Annotated in this window: 24 protein-coding genes and 1 pseudogene; 23 read left to right on the top strand and 2 right to left on the bottom strand. The window is 39.5% G+C overall.

The window, feature by feature from the left end:
- Positions 1-199: 199 nt before the first annotated feature.
- Positions 200-826, bottom strand: a complete 627-nt coding sequence (locus ABC382_RS04575) for a response regulator transcription factor (RefSeq protein WP_274797032.1) — start codon at positions 824-826, stop codon at positions 200-202.
- Entirely contained in the window at positions 801-2,993 is a 2,193-nt protein-coding gene (locus ABC382_RS04570; protein ID WP_322610912.1) for an ATP-binding protein, read from the bottom strand. Before ABC382_RS04570 ends, ABC382_RS04575 begins: the two co-directional genes overlap by 26 nt.
- Before the next feature lie 189 nt (positions 2,994-3,182).
- Between ABC382_RS04570 and ABC382_RS04565 the strand changes: the two genes are divergently transcribed.
- From ABC382_RS04565 to ABC382_RS04455, 23 genes and pseudogenes are all read left to right on the top strand, one after another.
- Positions 3,183-4,103, top strand: coding sequence for a hypothetical protein (locus tag ABC382_RS04565; RefSeq protein WP_312507300.1), 921 nt, complete (start codon positions 3,183-3,185; stop codon positions 4,101-4,103).
- A 74-nt stretch (positions 4,104-4,177) separates the two neighbouring features.
- Positions 4,178-5,155: a thymidylate synthase gene (locus tag ABC382_RS04560; RefSeq protein WP_322610910.1), complete on the top strand. Its 978-nt coding sequence runs from the start codon at positions 4,178-4,180 to the stop codon at positions 5,153-5,155.
- Between the two features lie 105 nt (positions 5,156-5,260).
- Positions 5,261-5,524, top strand: a complete 264-nt coding sequence (locus ABC382_RS04555) for a hypothetical protein (RefSeq protein WP_274797038.1) — start codon at positions 5,261-5,263, stop codon at positions 5,522-5,524.
- Between the two features lie 44 nt (positions 5,525-5,568).
- Entirely contained in the window at positions 5,569-5,775 is a 207-nt protein-coding gene (locus tag ABC382_RS04550; RefSeq protein ID WP_274797039.1) for a thymidylate synthase, read from the top strand.
- Positions 5,776-5,879: 104 nt separating this feature from the next.
- Positions 5,880-6,293: an Rrf2 family transcriptional regulator gene (locus tag ABC382_RS04545; protein WP_274797040.1), complete on the top strand. Its 414-nt coding sequence runs from the start codon at positions 5,880-5,882 to the stop codon at positions 6,291-6,293.
- Positions 6,294-6,362: 69 nt separating this feature from the next.
- Positions 6,363-6,992 (top strand): NAD(P)-dependent oxidoreductase, encoded by a 630-nt coding sequence (locus ABC382_RS04540; RefSeq protein ID WP_322610909.1) that lies wholly within the window; start codon positions 6,363-6,365, stop codon positions 6,990-6,992.
- Positions 6,993-7,269: 277 nt separating this feature from the next.
- The gene (aspA, locus tag ABC382_RS04535; RefSeq protein WP_274797042.1) at positions 7,270-8,688 is read left to right on the top strand and encodes an aspartate ammonia-lyase; all 1,419 of its coding nucleotides are present in this window, start codon (positions 7,270-7,272) and stop codon (positions 8,686-8,688) included.
- Between the two features lie 189 nt (positions 8,689-8,877).
- The gene (locus ABC382_RS04530; protein WP_322610908.1) at positions 8,878-10,137 is read left to right on the top strand and encodes a methyl-accepting chemotaxis protein; all 1,260 of its coding nucleotides are present in this window, start codon (positions 8,878-8,880) and stop codon (positions 10,135-10,137) included.
- 438 nt (positions 10,138-10,575) lie between these two features.
- A complete protein-coding gene (ureA, locus tag ABC382_RS04525) occupies positions 10,576-10,878 on the top strand; it encodes an urease subunit gamma (RefSeq protein ID WP_012294325.1) in 303 nt (100 codons plus the stop codon).
- Between the two features lie 14 nt (positions 10,879-10,892).
- Positions 10,893-11,261: an urease subunit beta gene (locus tag ABC382_RS04520; protein ID WP_274797045.1), complete on the top strand. Its 369-nt coding sequence runs from the start codon at positions 10,893-10,895 to the stop codon at positions 11,259-11,261.
- A complete protein-coding gene (gene ureC, locus ABC382_RS04515; RefSeq protein ID WP_274797046.1) occupies positions 11,258-12,973 on the top strand; it encodes an urease subunit alpha in 1,716 nt (571 codons plus the stop codon). Before ABC382_RS04520 ends, ureC begins: the two co-directional genes overlap by 4 nt.
- Before the next feature lie 51 nt (positions 12,974-13,024).
- Positions 13,025-13,471, top strand: a complete 447-nt coding sequence (locus tag ABC382_RS04510; RefSeq protein ID WP_274797047.1) for an urease accessory protein UreE — start codon at positions 13,025-13,027, stop codon at positions 13,469-13,471.
- Complete coding sequence (locus tag ABC382_RS04505; RefSeq protein WP_322605020.1) at positions 13,413-14,153, top strand: urease accessory protein UreF; 741 nt, start codon at positions 13,413-13,415, stop codon at positions 14,151-14,153. The genes ABC382_RS04510 and ABC382_RS04505 overlap by 59 nt, the downstream gene beginning before the upstream one ends.
- A gap of 17 nt (positions 14,154-14,170) precedes the next feature.
- Positions 14,171-14,800 carry an urease accessory protein UreG gene (gene ureG / locus ABC382_RS04500; RefSeq protein ID WP_322605021.1) on the top strand — a complete coding sequence of 210 codons (630 nt, stop codon included), beginning with the start codon at positions 14,171-14,173 and terminating at the stop codon, positions 14,798-14,800.
- Positions 14,793-15,458, top strand: a complete 666-nt coding sequence (locus ABC382_RS04495) for an urease accessory protein UreD (protein WP_412927251.1) — start codon at positions 14,793-14,795, stop codon at positions 15,456-15,458. The genes ureG and ABC382_RS04495 overlap by 8 nt, the downstream gene beginning before the upstream one ends.
- 6 nt (positions 15,459-15,464) lie before the next feature.
- Positions 15,465-15,599: a hypothetical protein gene (locus ABC382_RS04490; RefSeq protein ID WP_412926625.1), complete on the top strand. Its 135-nt coding sequence runs from the start codon at positions 15,465-15,467 to the stop codon at positions 15,597-15,599.
- Positions 15,600-15,626: 27 nt separating this feature from the next.
- Positions 15,627-17,213 (top strand): ABC transporter substrate-binding protein, encoded by a 1,587-nt coding sequence (locus ABC382_RS04485; RefSeq protein ID WP_322610907.1) that lies wholly within the window; start codon positions 15,627-15,629, stop codon positions 17,211-17,213.
- On the top strand, positions 17,203-18,171 hold the full coding sequence (locus tag ABC382_RS04480; protein ID WP_322610906.1) for an ABC transporter permease: 969 nt from the start codon (positions 17,203-17,205) through the stop codon (positions 18,169-18,171). Before ABC382_RS04485 ends, ABC382_RS04480 begins: the two co-directional genes overlap by 11 nt.
- Complete coding sequence (locus ABC382_RS04475; protein ID WP_322610905.1) at positions 18,168-18,986, top strand: ABC transporter permease; 819 nt, start codon at positions 18,168-18,170, stop codon at positions 18,984-18,986. The genes ABC382_RS04480 and ABC382_RS04475 overlap by 4 nt, the downstream gene beginning before the upstream one ends.
- Positions 18,979-19,728, top strand: a complete 750-nt coding sequence (locus ABC382_RS04470; RefSeq protein WP_322605024.1) for an ABC transporter ATP-binding protein — start codon at positions 18,979-18,981, stop codon at positions 19,726-19,728. Before ABC382_RS04475 ends, ABC382_RS04470 begins: the two co-directional genes overlap by 8 nt.
- A 12-nt stretch (positions 19,729-19,740) precedes the next feature.
- Complete coding sequence (locus tag ABC382_RS04465; RefSeq protein WP_322605025.1) at positions 19,741-20,469, top strand: ABC transporter ATP-binding protein; 729 nt, start codon at positions 19,741-19,743, stop codon at positions 20,467-20,469.
- Positions 20,470-20,657: 188 nt separating this feature from the next.
- Positions 20,658-20,831, top strand: a pseudogene (locus tag ABC382_RS04460) (amidase); the annotation flags it as partial.
- 242 nt (positions 20,832-21,073) lie between these two features.
- Positions 21,074-22,222 carry a copper amine oxidase N-terminal domain-containing protein gene (locus ABC382_RS04455; protein WP_322610904.1) on the top strand — a complete coding sequence of 383 codons (1,149 nt, stop codon included), beginning with the start codon at positions 21,074-21,076 and terminating at the stop codon, positions 22,220-22,222.
- Positions 22,223-22,246: the final 24 nt, after the last annotated feature.

Raw genomic sequence — 22,246 nt, 5'->3', positions numbered from 1 at the left:
AAAATTCAACAATCAATTGCTTCCATCACATATAAAAAACGTATTCAAAAGCTTGTATTCCTTGTGTATACGCGTTTTTAATCATCGCAACGAAGTAATGTAATTATTACCTTTATTATAGTACAGAATTGTTTGTATATCCAGTATATTCCGTTTTTAGTAAAAGAAATTTTACAATTGTCATCAAATGGTAATGAAATTAATCAATCCATGCTTTTTCCTTGGCCACAATGACGGCCTCTGCTCGGGATTCAACATTCAGTTTGACGAATAGCTTCGATAAATAATTTTCTACCGTGCGCTGAGTGACCCCTATAGCTGAGGCAATGGCTTTGTTCGTACAGCCTTGTGCAACGAGCTGTAATATTTCCTGTTCTTTATCACTTAATAATACCTCTTGCTGAACATTAGGTAGGTTGGTACGTTGCTGGACAAAGTCTAAGAAATCGGCTGCCAGCAAAATTTCGCCTCTTAGCGCTGCTTGGATCGTTTGAATCACCTGTTCCTTCGTTGCAAGCTTTGATAATAAGCCATCAATTTTTTTCTCAATGAGTAGCTCATAATAATCGGACAGCTCGTAGCCTGTATAAAGAATAATGAGTGCTTCAGGTTGTTTTTTCTTAATCATTTCTGATAATTGAATGCCATTGATTGGCTTCATATTAATATCAATTAGGAATAACTGGAAAGCTTCGGTATCCATTCTTGGTAAAACAGCTGCACTATCCTGTTCGGTTTCGATTTTGACATTGGCTAAATCCTGTAACAATGTTTTTGTACCATCTAAAACGACAGGATGGTCATCTATAATAAGTATGTTCATCATATGAATCCCCGTCCTCTTGTATTTGTATAAAAATATGCATGCCCTCATTGTGGCTAGATTGGATGGTAATATTACCATTAAAAGCACGGACACGTTCGCGAATGCCATTAATGCCCATGGATGCAGAGGACTGGATCAAATCGTCTATGTCACAGCCTATCCCATTATCGTCATATTGAAGGATAAAGCCATGGGGAACTGCTTGTAATTGGAGCGAGACCTCCGTTGCTTCGGAATGCTTGATTGCATTATTGAAAAGCTCCTGAACGAGACGATAGACCACGAGATGGAGGGTTACATCCTGGAATTGCACCCGATCTATTCGAGCATCTAATAAAAAGTCGGCACGTATCTTTACCTTTTGAATCAGTTTTTTTAAGGCTATTTGTAAGCCAAAGGTATCTAGTAGAGGGGGACTTAAGTTCTCGCAATATTCTCGTAAGTCCTTCGTCGCATTTAATAGTTGCTCACGAATATCCAGCACGGTTTCTTTGTTAATAGTAGGTGAGCCAGCAAGAACATCAAGCTCTCTAGCTAAATGCAGCTGCTCCTGCAAAATGGTATCGTGTAATTCCTGTGCTAAAATACTTTTTTCTTTCTCAATAATATTCCACAGCAATTTATCGAGCCAATGAAGCGGTGTATCACTGGTGTTTTTAATTTGCTGTATGTCACGAACTAAATCCTCAATTTGCTGTAAATTATTGATGGACATGGACACATACAGCGCGAGCAACTCTAACCAAAGCAGCTCTTCCTTTTGTAAGGCATGTTGTATCTCTAACATAATTTTTTCCTCACCAGCATCATGTAGCAGCAGCCTCGTATAGGAGCTGGCAAGCTGTGGGGAATCTTCTGTTATCGTACAGATATGAAAGGCTGTCGTGCCTAGTTTTTCGGTAATTTCATATTTAAAACGGTCTAATAATTCTTGCTGGTTTTTTGCTTTCCCCATACGATGAACCGCCGCATATAAATTATGTACATAATTTCCAGTGGAAGAAAAGATAATTTTTCGATACTTAAAATCAATGCGTTCTTTTACATAAAAGCTAGCAATGATAACCAAAAACAGCAGTAAAAAAATACTTGTCATATGAACAATGGAAAGCTCGCCTAAAAATAATAGCGCAATCCCTGCTGTGGCTAGAAGGGCACTGAAAAAGGCCAGTGTTGAATAATAGCGTAAACGGGATAATTGGTATTCAATATCAAATAATCGTTCGTTCACCTGAATAAACAGAAATGAGAATGGAATAAATAATAAAAATAAAGCAGCTATTTCGGCGTGTAATAACGGCTTATGTCCTAAAATTTCAGGTGCCACGAAAAACAATAAAAATGGTAAAAATGGCACAATAAACGCAATGGCAATCAAACGAATTTTAGCTAGTTTCGTCCGTAAATAACTCGTTAATAAAATATAAATAGCATAGAGCACAAGAATAGCAAATAAGCTCAAGTTTAAGAGAGGTGTCAACTCACGAACGGTTGGCAAAAATTCTCCTAGTAAATCACAGACCGGGATGATAAGTGGAAACAGATATAGCCATTTACTGTCGATATAGGTCCATTTAATTCGTAAGTAGTTGAAAAAATGCTGTAAAAAGTGAAGGAAGAGAACCATACAAAAAATAATACATATGCCGATGACAAACTTGCCAATGACATTCCCTCTTGCAGAAGCGCCTGTGCTAATGTAGGCCAGGGAACAGGTTAATAAAAATAGAATCAATAAAAAAGTGGATAGATTATTTTTATTACGCTGACATAAATAAAGTGCAACAACGAAAGCTAAAAGAAAATAAAAGATAGGAAACAAAATTTGTAAATATAATTCTTCCGGCATATCTCGATGTTTTACAGCAATGGTTTGAATCGCCCCATCAGGTTTTTGAATCGTTAATGTATGGGCACTTCTAATGATGGAATATAGCTGAACAGAGCGGTCTTCTAAAGTCGGCTCTCCATCAATGGCTAGAACGATGTCCCCTTTATTAATATTTTTTTGCTGTGCCCATTGAGGATAGTAGCTATCGATGAAGACAGGTTGTCCATTTGTTAAATCAACGCTCATACTAATAAAGGGCGACTTGATTGCAATGGCTAATACATAAATGCCAAGTATAAAATAGGTAAGAAAAATACTATATGTCCATTTTTTCATTATGAAACCTCAAGTTTGCTTATGATAATAATCTCCTATATATTATCGCTAATTATTGATAAATTTGGAATACCGAAATGACGCGTTTCGGAAAACCACTATTATTTTTTCGGAATAACGAAATAGTGTTTTCGGACATGGCTATGATAGGGTAAATTTAATCATTGTGACGAATAGGGGGGCTATTGCGTGAAAAAAGGCATTTTATCACTTATTGTGTTTTTCCTCATCGCTATGATCATGAGTCCGTTGACCACGAAAGCCAAAACGGTAGATCAAGAGAAAGTCGAAGTGGAAATTTGTCTCATCGGTAGTGATAATCATTTTGTTTATAAAATTCCGAAGCGTTTACATAAGGATATACCCTACACTGAAATGAGGAATGGCATTCAAGCTTCCTTAGCTAGTCATTGGAAAATTGAAGAAGCTCATTATGAGGCGAATAATTCAAATGTTGCTTACACCTTTTACATAGGGGATTTATTTCAAGAAAAGCAAGATGGGCAGCTGAAGGTATCGATTCCTTATCGTATTTTACTTGGGATGTTTGGGGAACAGGATCCTATTCAATTGCGTATTTTAGCGAGTAAGTTATCCCATTGGACTGTCAATACAAAGGATTGGACGGCACTTGGCTTTATGGAGCCTTTTACTTTTTTAAGTGAGCGCGAATATATATATGAGGGCGCAGTCGACGATTTATTGAACCAAAGGGTGGGTCATTTTAATGGTACGATTCAGAAAAATCAATTATTAGTATACAGTGTCATTTATTTTAGTTTTATTGGTATTCAATTGCTTGCTTGTCTCATTTTGTCGAGACGCTTAAAAAGAAAAATCATTCAAAATCCAGACAATATGCATCAGTTCCGTAAACTGAATTATCTGTATCAATTACTACCAATTTTAATTATTGTTGCCCAAATCATCTTTCTTGTGATGACTGGCCTTATTACAGCATTCGGGCTTTACTTCAGCCCTGGCATCGATTTATTAGTCATCGTTGGACCTATTTTACTCAATATTATTTTACTTCCTAGCTTTTTCGTCACGGCAGAGAGTGAAATCTCCCGGGAGCTTAACAACAAGAATTCCTACCATTCGAGCTAATAATAGACGTACGAAAATACGCTGTAAAATGGTATAATGGTCAACAGCAAACTTGAAGGAGCTGTTGAAGAAAAATGACGCATCCAGAAATGGCGTACTTAAATTTACTACAACATATATTAGAACATGGCACGAAAAAAGAGGATCGTACAGGGACAGGTACATACAGTGTCTTTGGTTACCAAATGCGCTTCGATTTAAGCAAAGGCTTTCCACTATTAACAACAAAACGTGTGCCTTTTAAGCTTGTAGCGAGTGAATTGCTATGGTTCATAAAAGGGGATACAAATATTCGTTATCTATTACAGCATAATAATCACATCTGGGATGAATGGGCATTTAAAAAATGGGTAGAATCAGACGATTATACTGGCCCTGATATGACGGATTTTGGTCGCCGTTGTTTAGTGGACGAATCGTTTAATGTCCTCTATCAAAAAGAACTTGCCTCATTTTGTGAGCGTGTTTTAACAGACGATGATTTTGCACAACGGTACGGAGATCTTGGCAATGTTTATGGCAAACAATGGCGTCATTGGACAACCTCTAATGGAGAAAGCATTGACCAGTTACAGGATGTCATTGATCAAATTAAGCATAATCCTGACTCACGTCGTATCATTGTCAATGCATGGAATCCAGAGGATGTCATTAATGCGGGTGCAAAGGGCAGTAAAGCGGCATTACCGCCATGTCATGTCATGTTCCAGTTTTATGTAGCTGATGGTAAATTAAGCTGTCAGTTAATGCAGAGAAGCTTAGATACATTATTAGGCTGTCCTTTCAATATTGCTTCTTACGCCTTATTAACTCATTTGATTGCCCATGAATGTGGACTCGAGGTTGGTGAATTTATTCATAGCATTGGGGATGCTCATATCTATGCAAACCATGTGGAGCAAGTTAAGGAACAGCTTTCACGTGAGCCAAGAGACCTACCAACATTACACATCAATCCGAATAAAACATCGATTTTTGATATTGAGCTTGAGGATTTATCTATTGAAGGATATGATCCGCATCCTACGATTAAAGCTCCTATTGCCGTATAATACTAGCAGCAGCCATTATGGTTGCTGTTTTTTCTTGCTTTCATCTAGTTCTTACTAATCATTTTAGTAAACGGGTAAATAGTTAGATGACTAGTTAAAGAGAAGTTGATTATATTAATTATGGGATTATTAGCATTATTTGGAACAATGGCGTTCGTCAACATAATGGTAGAGGTGAAAGTTGTGAAGAATACACTAGTACTTCAAGCAGAAGAAAGTGAACCACATCCAAGACATCTAGAACAAAAAATTGGTTTGGAGCAACAAATGTTTTCTGTTAATACTGCAAAATTGTCAGAGCAGCAAGTCCTAGAGATGATGCAAATCATTGAGGAGATTCGGCTGAAAGGCTATAAAGAAACACTATAAATGTAAGCGCCTTCTAAGCTATAATGGCTGTGGAGGTGTTTTTTATGAACGTAATTTTTATCGATTCATTTTCAGGGGAAGAATTATTACATATGGTCTCACAGGATGTAGCGGGTATTTTGGCAGCTGCTCAGGGAGAAAGTGTGACATTTCCAGTAGGTCACTTTAAATATGAATTTCACAATTTAGATTTTTATGAGGACAATGGACAAATCCGTCAAGAATTAGTGATTTATGTGAAAAAAATATAAGTCATGCATGGGAAATAGTTAAAGGGAAACAATATTTACAGGTGACAGTGCTTGACTTTTTTCTGCACCTGTAACTATAATGGTTACAACAGGTGGTGATTCATATGGTGAACAGTCGATTTTCGGTGGCGATCCATATACTTTCGCTCATTGCCACAACATCTGATAAAAGCCTATTAACGTCCGATTTTATTGCTGGCAGTGTGAATACAAATCCGGTTGTGGTGAGACGTATGATTGGTGTCCTAAAAAAAGCGGGCTTACTTTCATCACGATCTGGGATGGCCGGCTACGAGCTATTAGTTGAGCCAAAGGATTTAACATTGTTAGCCATTTATCAAGCAATGGATGGGCCAAAGCAGCTTTTTGCGATTCATGATGAGCCTAATCCAGCGTGTGCAGTGGGACGTAAAATCCAACATACATTGGAAGGGGTTTATACATCTGTTTGGCAGGCAATGGAGGAGCAATTACAAGCACAGACGCTTCAGGACGTGCTAGATCAACTTCGTATTTAGACGGAGATGATCTTTTGTATCCAACCTGTAACTAAAATAGTTACAACTATATTTGAGGAGGAAAATTGAATGAAAATAGCAGTGATTGGTGCAACAGGGAAAGCAGGACAAAAAATAGTAGAGGAAGCGTTACAACGTGGTCATGAAGTAACAGCCATCGTTCGTTCGGCAGCAAAGGTAACAGCCTCTATTCCAGTGATTGAAAAAGAGGTTTTTGAATTAACGCAAGAAGATGTGAAGGGCTTTGATGTGGTGGTAAATGCATTTGGTGCACCAGCAGGTCAAGAGGAGTTACATGTAAAAGCAGGTCGTCATTTGATTACAATTTTCAACGGAATTGACACAAAATTATTTGTCGTAGGTGGGGCAGGCAGTCTATTTGTGGACCCAGAGAAAAAAGTGCGTGTTATGGATACACCTGATTTCCCAGAGATGTTTTTGGCAACAGCCCAAAATCAAGGTCAAAACCTAGTGGATTTACAACAATCCTCTATTCATTGGACATTTTTAAGTCCTTCCGCATTTTTTGATCCAGAAGGCCCGCGTACAGGACACTACACAGCAGGTATTGACCACTTATTAGTAAATGACGCTGGTAACAGCTATGTAAGCTATGCCGATTATGCGGTGGCTGTATTGGATGAGCTAGAACAACCTCAACATGAAAACAGCCGTTTTACTGTGACATCAAATAAATAATAATGAAATGAAAACCAATAAAGTTGACGAAGAGAACAACTTTATTGGTTTTTTGACTTTTAATTCATGTTTCCAATCCATTTAAGTTAATTTTGACTTTACCTAAGAACAATATAACGGCTAATATTGCTCGACCATTAATAAAATATGCTCGGTTTTTAGCGGATTTTTTGCTTTTTTGAAGGATTTTTTTCGTTTACAGAAAAATGACTGTTTACAATACGACTTTTATTAGCTACTATCAAGTGTGAGTATTACATAAAAGGAGACGACAATAATGTCAACACAACGAATAGAAAAAGATTTTTTAGGTGAGCGCGTATTACCAGCAGAAGCGTATTATGGAATTCAAACACTGCGTGCTACGGAAAACTTCCCAATTACAGGCTACACAATTCACTCTTCACTAATTAAAGCAATGGGGATAGTGAAAAAAGCAGCTGCATTAAGTAATATGGAAGTACACCTATTATCAAAAGAAATTGGTGAGGCAATTGTCGAAGCTGCACAAGAAGTGATCGATGGCAAATGGGATGCAGAATTTATTGTAGACCCAATCCAAGGTGGCGCAGGTACATCCATCAATATGAATGCCAATGAAGTGATCGCGAACCGTGCCCTAGAAATTTTAGGGAAAGAAAAAGGGGACTATCACACAGTAAGTCCAAATAGTCATGTTAATATGTCACAATCAACAAACGATGCTTTCCCAACAGCGATCCATATCGCTGTGTTAAATTTAATAGATGAATTACTTGAAACGATGGATTATATGCAATCTGTCTTCCATCAAAAAGCGGAGCAATTTGCTCATGTTATTAAAATGGGCCGAACGCATTTACAAGATGCAGTGCCAATCCGTTTAGGACAAGAGTTTGAGGCTTATTGCCGTGTTATTAATCGTGATATCGTACGCATTCGTCAAACACGTCCAAATCTTTATGATGTGAACATGGGTGCAACGGCTGTAGGAACAGGCTTAAATGCTTTCCCAGATTACATTAAATCTGTTGATGAGCATCTTGCTGAAATTTCTGGTTTACCATTAAAAGGTGCGACACATTTAGTGGATGCAACACAAAATACAGATGCCTACACAGAAGTATCTGGTGCTTTAAAAATCTGTATGATTAATATGTCTAAAATCGCTAATGACTTACGTTTAATGGCTTCTGGTCCACGTGCAGGCTTAGGGGAAATCCTATTACCAGCTCGTCAACCAGGTTCTTCTATCATGCCAGGTAAAGTTAACCCTGTTATGCCAGAGGTACTGAACCAAGTTGCTTTCCAAGTAATTGGCAACGACCATACAATTTCTCTAGCTTCTGAAGCTGGACAATTAGAATTAAACGTAATGGAGCCTGTATTAGTATTCAACCTAATCCAATCGATTAGCATTATGAATAATGTTTTCCGTGCGTTTACGGAAAATTGCTTAAAAGATATTGAAGCAAATGAAGAGCGTATGAAAGAATATGTAGAGAAAAGTGTAGGGGTATTAACTGCTGTTAACCCTCATATCGGCTATGAAGTAGCTGCTCGCTTAGCGCGTGAAGCTATTCTGACAGGTCGTTCAATTCGTGAGCTTTGTATCGAAGAAGGCGTCTTAACAAAAGAGCAATTAGATTTAATCTTAGATCCATATGAAATGACACACCCAGGGATCGCTGGTTCTAGTATCATGAAATTAAAATAAATCTAGATTTCAAGACTGTAGACATGCTACTTAAGCTGTCTATAGTCTTTTTTTGTGAACAATTATCGGAGATTTAAGGAATGCTTTGTGTCTTTATTCTTATAAAAATAGAGCTTTTCTTTATGATTTTTAGGATTATTCAACTATAATGATGGTATAGAAGTAATATTTTAGTTGGGGGAATTTGTTATGAGTTTACGAAAAAAGAGTTTACTTGGCTTTTCTGTTTTAAATGTCTTAATGATTGCTATTTTATTTATTGATTTAGCCAATGTAACGTCATTAGAATGGCTTTCTACCATTTTAACCATCGTAGGAATCGCGATTACACTATCTTACACGGCGTATGTGCACTACAAAGTTATTCAGCCAATTAAACAGTTAACCGAGGCTGCACAAGGGATTACTGCAGGCCATTTAGATAATGTGAACATTGAGGTTCGAGACAATAGTGAAATTTCTCAGCTAGCACAATCCTTTTTAGAAATGAAGGAACAATTACAAACAATGTCACAAAAAATTGCACACAGCTCATCTGATTTATCAGCAAGCATTGAGGAGTTATCAGCAAGTACGAATGAAATTACTCTTGCTGTAGAAGAAGTAGATCAACAAATGGAAAAAACGTCTGAGGGCTTAAAACAGGCTGCCGAGTCGGCTTATTCTAGCGCAAATGCGATGCAGGAAACGGTCGCTGGAATCGAACGAATTACCGTTGCTACACAGGATGTTTTTGATCATGCGAAGGATGCCAATGATATTGCAGGGAATGGTGCAAAGATTTTACATGTTGCGAAGGAGCAAATGCAATTTATTTCCGCTTCAACTGAAAAAACAAGTGGTCTTATGCAACAATTATCAAGTAAAATGACAGATATAAAAGCGATGACTGATATGATTACGGCTATTACGGATCAAACAAATCTATTAGCATTAAATGCAGCCATTGAAGCTGCTCGTGCTGGCGAGCATGGGAAAGGCTTTGCGGTCGTGGCTGAGGAAGTGCGTCAGTTAGCTGAGCAATCAAAGCATTCTGCTACGCAAATTGTGGACTTAGTCGTGGGGATTGAAAGTGATACAAAACAAGTTGCGTCAGCAGTGGAAGATGATTTAAAAAATGTCCAACAGGGTGTTTATGTCATTGATGAAGCAACAACATCTTTTGGAACGATTTCACAGCATGTTCGCGAAATGACAGGTCAGCTTGAGGACATTTCAACGACAGCTGAACAGCTTGCTAGTAGCGCGAATGAAGTGGCATCCTCTGTCACAACGATTGCAGATGACATGGGCAAGCTATCTAATTACACAGAAGTTGTTTTACATTCAATGGATGAACAAACTGCCTCCATGCAAGCAGTCAATCATGTTACACAGGATTTAACCGTGCAAGCTGATAATTTACAGAAGCTAACCAATCGATTTGATTATGAAAAAGAGCGTTTTTAGTCCTGAAATAATTATTTTACATAAAATAAATTTACTAGTTTTTTAATATAATTTTTCATTCGCTTTAGCTAGCAAGACAAGAGGCTTTTTTACAGATGACCAATTTTCTGTAAAATATGCCTCTTTTTTTATTAATTATTTAGCAAACTTGTAAATTCACAGATAAATAAAAATGTTGAATTTTTTAATGTAGTTTCTTATAATGGACTAGCTGTTACCTCTATTACTCACTTCAACTATTGCAACCCGCATTCGCCGGGTCAACAAGTCATTTCTATTTCTCTTCGCAAATCCCTTGCGAAATCATAATTTGTAAGACAACAACTAAATGCACGTACAACTAAATCGTTAGAACATTTCAAACTACTGAAAGGAAGTTATGTCCAGAAAAAATATTATTGAAAGATAATTCTGAATATAGGAAAGTGAGAGATTGGATTGAAGCTATCACCAGTTGAACAAGAAAAATTACTCCTCCATGTGGCAGGAGAACTTGCGCTGAAAAGAAAAGCTCGTGGCTTAAAGCTAAATTATCCGGAAGCTGTGGCACTGATTAGTAGTTTTATTATGGAAGGTGCTCGAGACGGCAAAACGGTAGCGCAGCTGATGAGTGAGGCTAAGCATGTACTTACAGCTGAAGATGTAATGGAAGGTGTCGGGGACATGATTTCAGATGTGCAGGTTGAGTGTACATTCCCAGATGGGACGAAGCTTGTTACGGTTCACCGTCCAATTCAATAAAGGAGTGTTGGAGAATGATTCCTGGAGAAATCCGACCGAAAAACGGTGTCATTGAAATCAATGTGGGTAGAGCGACGAAAAAGGTATTGGTAGCCAATACAGGTGACCGACCTATACAAGTAGGTTCCCATTTTCATTTTATCGAGGTTAATAGATTTCTAGAGTTTAATCGGCAAGATGCTATTGGTATGCATCTCAATATTCCATCAGGGACAGCGGTGCGCTTTGAACCTGGTGAGGAAAAAGAGGTGGAGCTTGTCGAGTTTGGTGGCAAACAGCATGTCTTTGGTTTAAATAGGCTAACAGAGGGCTCTACCCACCATAAGGAAGAAATTTTAGATAAGGCAATTGAAGGTGGCTTTAAAGGAGCGGAAGAAAAATGAAGGTAACACATGAAGCTTACGCGAAAATGTTTGGTCCCACTGTCGGAGATAAAGTTCGTTTAGCAGATACAGACCTGTGGATTGAAATTGAGAAGGATTATACATCCTACGGGGACGAAGGGGTCTTCGGTGGTGGTAAATCATTACGTGTCTCGATGGGGCAAAATGGTAAAAATACACGTGATGAAGGTGTGCTTGATACCGTCATTACCAATGTCATCATTATAGATTATACAGGGATTGTCAAAGCAGATATCGGTATAAAGGATGGACGTATTATTGGTATTGGGAAAGCTGGTAATCCGAACAGCATGGACGGAGTCGATCAGGACATGATTATCGGTGTTGGTACAGAGGTTTATGCAGGTGAAGGGCTTATTGCTACGGCAGGAGCCATTGATACTCATATCCATTTTATCAGCCCTGATCAGGTGGAGACGGCCCTACTAGCAGGGACAACAACTTTTATTGGTGGTGGAACAGGCCCAGCAGCTGGCTCGAAGGCGACGAGCTTAACAGCGGGTGAATGGCATTTGCATCGCATGTTGCAGGCAGTTGAGGGCTTCCCAATTAATGTTGGCTTACTTGGAAAGGGAAGTGCATCTGAGCCAGCACCCATCATAGAACAAGTCCGTGCAGGTGCGATTGGTTTGAAAATTCATGAGGACTGGGGCGCAACACCAGCAGCGCTAGATCAAAGCTTATCTGTTGCAGATGACTATGATATTCAGGTTGCTCTTCATTCGGATACATTGAATGAAGCGGGTTTTGTGGAAGATACAATTAATGCGATTGATGGGCGAGTCATTCATATTTTCCATACGGAGGGGGCAGGTGGAGGACATGCGCCAGACCAGCTTGTCATGGCATCATTACCCAATATTTTGCCAGCATCTACAAATCCAACAAAACCGTTTACAACGAACACTATAGATGAGCATTTAGATATGCTAATGGTCTGCCACCATTTAAAGCATGATGTACCAGAGGATGTGGCATTTGCGGATTCCCGCATTCGACCAGAAACGATTGCAGCGGAAGATATTATGCAAGATTTAGGGATTTTAAGTATTATGTCTTCGGACTCACAAGCGATGGGACGTGTTGGTGAGGTAACGTTACGAACGTTCCAAACAGCAGACAAAATGAAGAAGCAACGAGGTCCATTACCACAGGATGAAGGCAAGGATCATGATAATTATCGTGTTAAGCGCTATATGGCAAAGCTGAATATTAACCCGGCGATTGCCCACGGAATTAGCCATGAGGTAGGTTCGCTAGAGGAAGGGAAGCTAGCAGATATCGTCCTTTGGGAGCCAGCATTCTTTGGTGTTAAGGCAGAAGTAGTCATTAAGGCAGGGATTGCGGTCTATGGCATCACAGGTGATCCGAATGCGTCGATTCCTACGCCACAGCCAATGAAAGGACGTCAAACATTTGGCTTTTATGGTCAAGGTCCTCAAAATTGTGGCATGACGTTTTTACCGAAAATCGCTGTGGAGGAAGGCCTACCTGAAAAATTAGGCTTAAAACGAATGATTGGTACGGTTTCAAATTGCCGAAATATTCGTAAAGCTGACATGAAGCTCAACAATGCAACACCACAGATTGATGTGAATCCAGAAACCTATGAAGTAAAAATTGATGGGGAACTAGCAACATGTGAGCCTGTGGATATATTACCTATGGCCCAACGATATTTCCTATTCTAAGCCATCAAAGTGAGAGGAACAGCTAAAAATAGAGGATGAGGTGCAGAACTTATGTTAATTGAAAAAGTAATAGGCAATATTGCTAATGAAGAAGAACATCAACAGAAAACAACAGAATGGATTGAGCTAGAGTGGGAGGAATTAAGCAAACGAATTCTTCGTACGACAACGGATCAAGGTACAGATATTGCTTTGCGTTTAGAGGGAGAAGAACCATTACAATATGGCGACTTATTATTTGAGGATGCCGAACGTCGTATTGCAATTCGCACGAAGCTGGAGCCCGTTATCGTTATTACCCCAAAAGACATGTACGAAATGGGGAAATCAGCATTTGAATTAGGGAATCGCCATACACCTTGCTTAATTGAAAACAATGAAATCATCGTACGAGCAGATCATACGATTAATCCATTACTAGATGAAATAGGGGTGCATTATGAAACTACTGAAAGACGTTTCAAGCAGCCATTTAAATACCGTGGACACTCTCACTAATTTATCCTTATTGCATTTATTGCAAATCCATGATTCTGCCTTTCCAATCGGCTCCTATACCCACTCTTATGGTATGGAAACGTATATTCAAGAGGATCGCATTCGCACGAAGGAACATTTAGTTGAATTTTGTCAGGTGTATCTAGAGCAAAATTTAGTGTATGGGGATGCCATCCTAATTCAGGAGGCGTTCCATGCAGCACAAGCCCGAGATGTTACACGCCTTATTGAACTGGATGAACTGTGTGGCGCAATGAAGCTAGCGAAGGAGTCAAGAGATGCTAGTGTCAATGTAGGGAAGCAATTTATGCGAACAGTAGCCCCACTTATGGATAGCCCTTTTTTATTGCAATGGAAGGATCACATTGATCAGGAAGTCGTGAAAGGTCATTATGCAGTTTTATATGGGATTTATTGTGAAGCACTAGGTGTTAACGTTTTTCATGCTGTCATGACCTTTATGTATGCAACAATTAGTGGCCTCGTTCAAAATGCCGTACGAGCAGTGCCGTTTGGTCAAAACACAGGTGTCCAAGCCCTACATAAGCTCCTTGCCTCGGTGGAGGAAGCTGCCAAAACGGTGAAGACGTTAACGCTAGATGACCTTGCCAATAATGCGCTAGGTATAGAACTAGCCTCCATGAAGCATGAGTTTTTATTTTCGAGATTATTTATTTCATAGAAAGCGAGAGGATAGATATGAAACCAGTACGCATTGGTATCGGAGGGCCTGTTGGGTCAGGCAAAACATCTTTAGTCGATCAATTAACACGAGTGATGCATGAGCACTACAATGTGGCAGTAATCACGAATGATATTTATACAAGAGAAGATGCCCAATATTTAATCAAAAACGGTGTTTTAGCCGAAGAGCGAATTATTGGGGTGGAAACAGGTGGCTGTCCACATACAGCCATTCGTGAGGATGCATCGATGAATTTTGCCGCGATTGATGATTTGAATAAACGCTTTGCCGATTTAGATATTATTTTTATCGAAAGCGGTGGCGATAATTTATCGGCTACATTTAGTCCAGAGCTTGTTCATGGCTATATTTATGTCATTGATGTAGCAGAAGGACAGGATATTCCGCGCAAAGGTGGCCCAGCGTTAACACGTTCTGATTTATTACTAATCAATAAAACGTCATTGGCCCCTCATGTTGGTGTTGATTTAGAGCTGATGGATCAGGACGTGAAAAAAATGCGTGGTGGACGACCATATATTTTTGCAGATGTTCGCTCACAAACAAATGTTGATAAGGTGGTTGAATGGATTCAGCACCATATGCTCCTTGAAGGTGCCGAAGCAGTTGAAGAAAATGCTTAATCAAGGAAGGGTCAATCATTTCGGTAAGTTGGAGATGGCTTTTGAGCCTAGACGGGGTTTTACACGGCTTGTTCATGTGTATCAGCAACCGCCATTAAAGGCAAGTCGAGAGCTGTATGAGGGCAATCATCCAACTGCCACCGTTTTTATTATGGAGTCCTCTGGTGGTATGGTCGCGGGAGACCGCAATGAAATTTCAGTAAAGCTTGCGCCAGACAGTCAGGTGAGGTTAAAGCAACAATCGGCATTAAAAATTTACCCTTCCCACACTGGCGAGTTTTGTACACAAGCCATCACAGTGGAACTCGATGAACGAGCGCGATTAGAATGGCTTCCTGAAGTGACCATTCCATTTGAACGAGCCAAATTTCAGGTAGATACAACGATTCATCTGAAAGAGAGCGCAACATTGATTTGGGGGGAGATTGTCGCCCCTGGAAGAGAAATGCGAGGAGAAATTTTTGATTATCAAGCATTCCAATCTAAGTACAAGCTCTATGTAGAGGATTCATTGATTGCTTTTGATTCCTTTCATTTCAAGCCACAGGACATGAATTTTTCAACGATTGGCTTGCTTGAAAAGGCGCTCTATATCGGCTCCTTATGGATTGTGGCGCCACAGGTTCAACATCTCAATATACGAGATTTACAGGATTGAATTCAATTGGAACCGTCCGTTCAGGCAAGTGTGACAAAACTAACCGATCAGGCCATTCATTGTAGATGGCTCGCCAAAGAGCAACGAACACTTCACAAAGAAATCAACAATATGTTTGAGTACATCTCAACATTGCTGTAATTTCTGTTGTGATAAAGGAGATAGTAAATGAAAAAGAGTTCCCTATTCATACTTTTGATGATAGTAGCAATAAGTCTTGTTGGCTGTGCCTCTAGTCAGGGGGAAGAGAAACAACCAGCTGCTGCATCATCGTCTCAGGCAAATGAGCTTATTTTTGCCTCGGAATCTGAGTTTGCGGGTTTGAATCCGCTGTTGGAGGAAACCAATCTAGATGCATTTTTATTTAGAGGTCTGATGCGCTTTGATGAGCATAATGTTCCGGTAAATGATATTGCTCAAAGCATTAAAATATCTGATGACCAGATGACTTATACAATTACCATTCAACAAGATGTGACGTTCCATGATGGGCAGGCATTAACAGTAGACGATATTATCTTTACCATTGACAGTATTTTAGATGATGAAAACGGCTCCTATTTAAAGTCTGATTTTAACCATGTAGCATCAATGAACAAGATCAATGACACAACAATGACCATTCAATTAGACGAGCCATTTACGCCGATGTTAGATAAATTAACGGTGCCAATTTTGCCAAAGCATGCCTTCGAAGGGCAAGAAATGCGAACGGCTTCGTTTAACCAACAACCAATTGGGGCTGGTCCGTACATGTTTGAGCAATGGGATAAAGGAACAAGCTTAACACTAAAAGCATACCCAGCCTTCTTTGGCACAAAGGCTTCAATTGAAAAAGTCATTTTTAAATTTATCCCTGATAGCAATGTGCGAGCTTTACAGCTAAAATCTGGTGAGGTAGATATTGCGCTTCTTGACCCGAATCAGGTGGAGGAGCTTTCAAAAGTAGAGCATTTAAAAATGTATGAAGTTGAATCAGCAGATTATCGCGGTCTCTTATTTAATATGAAGTTTCCTATTTGGCAAGATGTGACGATTCGTAAGGCCATTAGCTATGCAACTGATCGCGCTGGTATTGTAAAGGGCATTTTACATGGTTACGGTACGGAAGCATACTCACCATTACAAAAGCATGCCTTTGCCAATAGCACGATTGAACAGTATTCTTATGATGTCAAGAAAGCCAACGAGCTCCTAGAACAAGCGGGCTGGACATTAAAGGATGACGGTTTCCGCTATAAGGATGGTCAAAAATTAGCATTTACGATTACGGCTCCGATTACCGATACAGTGCGTGTCAATATGGCTAATTATGCAGCAGAAGGCTATAAAGCGGTGGGGGCAGATGTGAATGTAGCTGCCCTAGATTGGAACAATATTGTCATTGAAGATTCAGAAGCTTTTATGGTGGGCTGGGGTAGTCCATATGATGCAGATCATCATACGTATAGCTTATTCCACTCGGGTGAATCAAGCCACACAAGTGCTGGCTATAATTACGGCAGCTATGCCAATGCTAAAGTAGATGCTTTGCTAGAGGAAGGACGAACAACCGTTGATCCTGAAAAACGTAAGGAAGTCTATATGGCATTACAAGAGGAACTAGCACAAGATCCACCTTTCGCTTACTTTGCCTACGTGGATGCAGTATATGGCATCAATGAACAGATTCATGGTGTCAAAGAGCGGATTTTAGGTCACCACGGGGCTGGCTTCCTATGGAATGTCGAGGAGTGGAAATGGAATGATCGCTAAATGGATCGGGAAGCGAGTGATAATGGGGACAATGGTCCTCATTATCGTGAGCTTCCTCTCTTTTTTCATGATGCATGCCGCTCCTGGTAATCCAGCTGCAGCTTATTATGGTGGCAATGCGCAAACATTATCCGCAGCTGAGAAGGAGCGTATTGAAAAAGCCTTTGATCTCGATCAACCAGTACTGTATCAATACGGTTCTTGGCTTCGTGGCGTACTACAAGGCAATTTAGGATACTCGGCAAAAGAGGGCAGACCAGTAGCAACAATTTTACAGGAACGTTTACCGAATACACTACAGCTCGTTGTTTTGACTTTAGTTATGGTAACGATTGCGTCCATTTGGCTCGGCTTACGGGCAGGAATGCTGGAAGGTTCATTACTAGATAGAGGACTATCTATTGTCAGTATTGCAAGTTCAGCTATCCCACCATTTTGGCTCGGTATAGTATTTATCATGGTGTTTTCCGTACAGCTAGGCTGGTTTCCTTCATCGGGGATGAATGATGTACGGGGGAATGGAGGGATGGTGGATCGACTATACCATATGGTCCTTCCTTTAACAGTCCTTGTTCTGTCACATGTCGGGGTATTCGCCCGCTTTTTACAGGAGAATGTGAAGGCTGAGAACCATAGCTATTATGTCCAAGTTGCACGTGCCAACGGAGTGCCAGAGCATGAAATTCGTAAGATGATATTACGCAATGCCATGATTCCCTATATCAATTATGTCGGTGTTACCATTCCTTCATTTTTCGGAGGCTCCATTGTCGTTGAAACCTTATTTGGCTGGTCAGGCTTAGGACAGCTTTTGGTGAAATCAGTCATGGTTAAGGATTTTCCTGTACTTATGGGGGCTATTTTACTCATTGGCGTTGTGGTTGTTATGTGTTTAATTCTCATTGATATCCTAATGATTTGCCTGAATCCTAGGTTAAGAAGAGGTGGGCTTGTATGAGAAAAGAAAAACAGCGGAAGATACCCATCTTTTGGTTAGTGCTTCTTGCTTTCATTTTTGGCTTGACCCTTTTCTCCTCTATCCTCGCTCCTTTTGAACCAAATGCGATGGATATGAACCATATTTATGAGGCGCCTACTACGACACATTTCCTCGGAACAGATCAATTAGGCCGAGATGTCCTATCCCGCTTGCTTATTGGTGGGAGGGTGACTCTTTTCATCGCCATTGTTTCCGTTGTTCTAGCCAGTATAATTGGCATTATTTATGGAGGCATAAGTGGTTATTTTGGCGGGGCTGTTGATGCCGTGATGATGCGTATATTAGAGGCCTGTTTAACCATTCCTTCTTTAGTGATCGTCCTTGCCCTTCAAGCGATTATGCAGGGGAGCGTTTGGCGCATGGCGATTATTATGGGGGTTACGAGCTGGTTTGTCACAGCACGTATTGTGCGATCTGAATTTATCCGTTTAAAGGAAGCCGAATTTGTACAAATGGCTAAAATGTTCCGTACACCGTTGTGGAAAATTCTTTTTAGCCATTTATTACGTAATAGTTTTCCTGCCATCTTTGTCGTAACGATTTTTAACTTTGCTGGCGCTATATTTACGGAGGTGTCTTTAAGCTTTTTAGGGATTGGGGTCCCACCAGCCATTCCGTCCTGGGGGACCATGCTCTATACGGCACAAAATGATTTACTAGTTGGTGCTTGGTGGATGGGGCTGTTTCCAGGACTATTAATCTTTATAACTATTTTATGTGTACAAGCAATAGGAAGTACGTTCAAGAAGGGAGGGGAGCGGACACATGTTTAAGATGTACAATGTAGCGGTACGAATGAATGAAAAAACAATTCTCAAAGATCTGTCATTCATTGTGCCGAAAGGGCAGATTACCGTGATGATTGGTGAAAGTGGTAGTGGGAAAAGCACGACTATTTCAGCCTTGCTTGGCATGCTTCCTGCTCATGCAACAGTGGAAGGGTCAATTTATTTTAATGGTCAAAATATAATGGAGCTATCGAAACAGGAGCAACTGGCACTACGTCAAAAACATTTCTTTACGATTTTCCAGGATGCCATCAATAGTTTTTCACCGACTATAAAGATAAAGCAACAAATGTATGCGTTAAGTGCTTTACGGAAGGGTCATAAGAAGAAGGATTTTTTAGCTACCATCCAAGTCATGTTAAAGGACTTTCATTTACCAGAAAATGTGTTAGATTGCTATCCCTTTGAGCTTTCAGGGGGAATGCTCCAACGCTGTATGCTCGCCTGTGCCTTATACAATGAGCCAGACATCTTAATAGCGGATGAACCAACTTCCGCCTTAGATATGCTCCATCAGCAGGAATTTATTCAACTATTGAAAAAGCTTCATACCCGACTAGGAACGACAATACTATTGATTACCCATGATTTAGGTGTTGCTGCTGCCATCGCTGATTTTATTCTTGTAATGAAAAATGGAGAAATGGTGGAGCGAGGGCATGTGAAAGACATCTTTGAACAGCCGAAGCATCCATATACGAAGCAGCTTGTGGCTAATCATTTTTAGGAGGCGTAAATTTTGTTGCTGCAGGTTGACCATGTTTTTAAAAGCTATCGAAGAGGACAGCAAGTATTAAAAGATATTAACCTTACTGTAGGAAATGGTGAATTAGTAGGTTTAGTGGGGGAAAGTGGCAGCGGCAAAAGTACATTGGCTAAAGTAATCATGCAGCTAGAAAAGCCGAACAAAGGAACAGTGCTCTTTCAAAACCAAGCTATTACCAAACATAATCGCACCTCTTTTTATGAAAGATGCCAGCTCATTTTTCAAAATGCTACAGCGGCATTAAACCCAACGTGGACGGTAAGGGAACTATTAAGAGAGCCATTACAGCATCAATTATCAGTAAATGATACGTATTTACAGACCATGCTAGAGAAAGTTAAGCTACCAGCAGATATCTTACTTGCCTTACCTACAGAGCTAAGTGGTGGTGAAAGACAACGTGTCAATTTACTAAGATCCATTTTAATTGAGCCGCAATTAATCGTCTGTGATGAAATTGTTTCGAGTCTAGATCGTTTAATACAACGGGAAATAATCGATTTATTAGTCACACTCAATAAAGAAAGAGACATGGCGATATTGTTTATTTCGCATGATCTAAAGGCCGTTTCTTATTTATGCGACCGCATTTATGTCATGAAGGCGGGAGAAATTGTGGACGAGAGCTACAAGGAACAAAATCGCTTTGCTTTCACAGACAGCTATGCCCAGAGGCTGTTTCAGGCGATCCATCATACATAAGCATTTTCCTGTAATTTCTTATGTAAGAAAAAGACTGGGAGCACGTAGATGGAGATAAAATGTAATAGGATTTAAGAGAAGAAATGACTATATATGCCATTCAAAGGGCGTTCGAGCAAGGGGGCTAACAGCCAAAGAACTAGTCATGTATTCCTAGCCAGCTTCGATCAAAAAGGACCGTATAGGCTTCCACAATAAGTACCAAAGCAGGCGATCCAACAATTGCTGTCCCAGCAGGCAATATGGCAAGTAGGAGACCCTGTGGTATTGCATTTCCTGCTACTGCATTTAGTGAAGTCACTTTAATTAAGCTAGCCTATTCTTTTGAACAAGCAATAAAATGGCAAAAGGCTCCTCAATAGCACTAAATAATCGTTAGGGTTCTACATATTAGACCAATCTACTATGTAGAACCCTTTCTTCATTTACTGGTTAGATTACTAACTTTATAGTTTAAAAGAGCTTCGCTAGTTAGAGAAAAAGTATGGACAATAGAGGTAGTAACACCTGACGGAAAAATGGTACACTATGGATAATACATATATTGGTAACAAAAACCTGTATGCTTCTTAAAATATAACATTCATTATTGAGAGGTGTAAGAATGAACTTGAAATTTATCCTCATATTATTTACTTTTACATTGTTCCTAGCTTTTGGTTTCACAGCACACGCAGAAAATCTTTATGACTATTATGAAGATGTATCTGAAAATGACTTGAAAAATAGTATGATTCTTTCTCCTGAAAGCTCCATGGCATTTATTAATGGGCAGAAAGTATCTACTGTTCAGCCGATTATTAAAGATGGAAGAACATTAGTACCCCTTCGTTTTATTTCTGAAGGATTTGGTGCAAAGGTAGATTTTAATACAAAAAAACAGTCCATTACCATTACATACGCTACTAAAACCATTTCCCTAAAAATAGGAGATAATAATATTTCAATAAACGGTAAATCGAGCGAAATGGATGTGGCAGCAAGCATATACAACAGTTCAACGTATATTCCTTTAAGGTATATTGGCGAGGCATTTAATAAAAAAGTCGTCTACTTAAAAAATGCAGAGATTCAACCATATCGTTTGATTATAATTAGGGACGTTCATGCCACAGCAATTGAAAACCTTAATCTTATCCATATTTTTAAATTACTCTATCAAGGAAAATCCATTGTCTACAGTGATCGATATATGGCAGTCATTAAAGAAAACGGTCACTTAGTATTTAGCAACACCTTTAGTGATTTCGAGCCCTTTGTTTATCAGGAATTAATTGAGGATAAAAACTCGGTTCGATATGGGGATATATGGTTTAATACGGACATGGGCCATTTTTATTTGAATTATTCCTATAACACAACGCAGGAATTTATTTTATATCGTGTGGATGGCGAAGCAATTACAAGAGTTGCGATTGAGAAAGCACCAATAAAGTCGGTAAAAACATATCAAAACAATGTCTTTTACTTGACAAGATATGAGCGTGGAATACTCAATGCTGAGGATACAAGCAATTTAAAATGTGCAACATTTACCAATGGACAATGGTTTTCCGATTATTTAGGTAAGCCTGGATTTTATTATGGCTTTGACACATTAGGTAATGTCTATGATTGGACAATTAATGGGAACGGGATCACTACATTTGGCTTTCAACGCTCCGGTGATTTAAGCTCTGATGAAAGAAAAAAAACGTTCGGACATTATAGAATCGATCTGAAGGGGAATCACCATGAGCTGATATCGCCATGAGTAAAAAGGGCCCTTTAGTCTAAA

The organism is Lysinibacillus phoenicis (assembly GCF_047238325.1).
Taxonomy (GTDB): domain Bacteria; phylum Bacillota; class Bacilli; order Bacillales_A; family Planococcaceae; genus Lysinibacillus; species Lysinibacillus irui.
Note: the sequence above shows the minus strand (reverse complement) of the source record. Positions and strands in the feature narration are given on the sequence as shown.